General features: G+C 39.8%; 3 protein-coding genes and 1 pseudogene. 1 reads left to right on the top strand and 3 read right to left on the bottom strand.

The annotated features are described in order from the left end of the window. Positions 1-187: 187 nt before the first annotated feature. The 3 genes and pseudogenes from F6K13_RS32260 to F6K13_RS32265 form a co-directional block, all read right to left on the bottom strand. Entirely contained in the window at positions 188-325 is a 138-nt protein-coding gene (locus tag F6K13_RS32260; protein ID WP_287289767.1) for a hypothetical protein, read from the bottom strand. Positions 326-329: 4 nt separating this feature from the next. Then, positions 330-512 (bottom strand): annotated as a pseudogene (locus F6K13_RS35640) (IS5/IS1182 family transposase); the annotation flags it as partial. A gap of 130 nt (positions 513-642) precedes the next feature. Further along, positions 643-828: a hypothetical protein gene (locus F6K13_RS32265; RefSeq protein ID WP_124154374.1), complete on the bottom strand. Its 186-nt coding sequence runs from the start codon at positions 826-828 to the stop codon at positions 643-645. 484 nt (positions 829-1,312) lie between these two features. On the opposite strand from F6K13_RS32265, the gene F6K13_RS32270 reads away from it, so the two are divergent. After that, on the top strand, positions 1,313-1,607 hold a 295-nt coding region (locus F6K13_RS32270; RefSeq protein ID WP_287289769.1), incomplete at its 3' end, for a hypothetical protein.

The raw sequence follows: 1,607 nt of genomic DNA on the forward strand, positions 1-1,607 counted from the left end.
GTTAGAAGAAATTCTGTTTGAGCGTTGTCAAGTTCTTTTAACACAGCAATTTGCAATCAAGGCTATAACCCAGTACCATTGGTGGCCGAAAATTCAGGTTTAATTACTCCGATGCTACCGGATTTGATATAATTCCTGAGATCGAGGTTTTTTGGTGGGTCGGCTTGATGTTGACAAATTCCTTCTGTCATCCCTGGAAACCCAAATCTACATGAATTTTCACTTCATCAGGTACAAAATCTACCAATTTTTCTTCATCTAACTGCCGAATGCCCATCAACTTTTCCCTCTCTTGCTTTCGAGCGGACGAGGACTCTTTGATCAAGGTCAGTCATGACCAGATGTTGACTCCTATGGCACTTTTTTTTACCTGAGTAATGATTTTTCTGCTTTTGGTGGTCTTTTAGACCCTGGATTGGCCGTTCTGTACCATCGATCATCACCTCTGTGGCAGATGGAAACCTGGTAATCAATTCTTCAATGCTCTGTAACTTACGTTTTGGCAAGGCCATTTTCTGCCCTAAAGCACTCTAAGCGCAATGGCTGTAGTCTTAACATCCATCCGGTGTGCTCTGCTGCGGTGCAAGTCAAACAACACTCCTGGCACATCAAAGGTAGGGTAGCACTTAAAGTAGAACCAGATCAAAAATAACTTGTATGAAGCTTGTAGCAATGGCGCTTTTCTTCCTCCTCCCAGAGGTCGGAGTCTTGATTTTTGGCAAAAGAGCGTTCGCGGAGCGTGGCGGAGCGCCGTATCGCTTCCGAGTCAAGTTGGACACAAAAAGCTTGTAATAATTCATCCAATGCCTTACGGTTTAGTCCAGTCAATGCCCGCACTGAGGCGGTCTTCTTTTAGCACCCGATTGATATCTAACATTGTCCCATTTCAAACACCCTACTAACTCTATACTTTACCTTATAAAGCGACAAGTCTAATAATTAACAATTACCGAATAATTAAGGTAAAAATCCTCTCCTTTAAAGGAGAAACAATGAATTAATTTTGCTTTTATTCAATCCTCTTCCTTTTAGGGAGAGGTAATCATCAATTATCAATTATCAATTATCAATTATCCATTATTGAAAGCGCTGTCGTATTAACAAATCTACAAATCTATCCTACTTATAATGGTTTTCTAACAACTCACGCTGCATATTAGTTGTAGTCAGCCTCACGCTACTCAAGGCTTTGGACTATGCCACGCTCGAAACCAAGAGCTTAAAAAGCTTACCATAAAAAGATTACAAAATTGGTGGGAACGCTTACAGCAGTTTCTCTAGTTTTAGCCCTATATATTAAGATAATCGTGAAGTGGATTTTAGAAATATGCTCATATATGGACTATTAATTTTAGTAATTATAATATTTCTCATCCGTTCCTCTAGTTTAAATGTGATTCAAGAACCGAAAACTTGGACTTCATCAGAGCGAACAAGGTCAATTTTCCTCTTTCTATGGAAGTTTCTCAGCTATCTGGGTATGTCTGCACTTTTTATCTCTCTAGGACTTATGATGGGCATTATTGGCTATCATTGGGTAGCGGGTTTGAGTTGGATAGATTCTCTAGTAGAAGCTTCGATGATTCTTAGTGGTATGGGACCAATTA

The organism is Okeania sp. SIO2B9, from assembly GCF_010672505.1.
Classification (GTDB): Bacteria; Cyanobacteriota; Cyanobacteriia; order Cyanobacteriales; family Microcoleaceae; genus Okeania; species Okeania hirsuta.